We start from the raw sequence: 463 nt of genomic DNA on the forward strand, positions 1-463 counted from the left end.
AGATACCGTCAATATTTTTGCGCAAATTTAGTTTTAACCGATATTCTCTGATTAAAAATCAGAGCCTACACAATTAGTACCTTGATAAATTCATTTAGCCCACATCAGTTAAACTTTCCCGCTCAATGAGCATGGAAGTCAGGTGTTCCATGTTGAGATACCGCTTGGTCCCCCATTCGGAACTTGCAACATGGCGAAGACGTGCACATACAAGCATCAAAGCTGATTCACCATCAGGAAATGTACCTACAACCTTGGTGCGACGCTTAATCTCTCGATTAAGCCGTTCCAGCGTATTGTTGGTCCGGATTCTGGTCCAATGTTCAGTAGGAAACTCCATATAGGTCAGGGTTTCATGAACTGATTCCTCTACCTTTTGAGCTGCTTTTGATAGTTTCATTTTTTTGAGTTTGGCAGCTACCGCCTTTGCTTTTTCAAGAGCTGCATTCTTGTCCTCCTGTGC

1 protein-coding gene is annotated in these 463 nt (G+C 42.5%); it reads right to left on the reverse strand.

All coding sequences use genetic code 11. The features are described 5' to 3' along the window. Positions 1 to 94: 94 nt before the first annotated feature. The coding region (locus tag ACTNEN_RS13370) for a transposase (RefSeq protein WP_441206957.1) at positions 95 to 463 on the reverse strand (369 nt) is incomplete at its 5' end.

This window comes from Oribacterium sp. HCP28S3_H8 (assembly GCF_052064775.1).
Classification (GTDB): Bacteria; Bacillota; Clostridia; order Lachnospirales; family Lachnospiraceae; genus Oribacterium.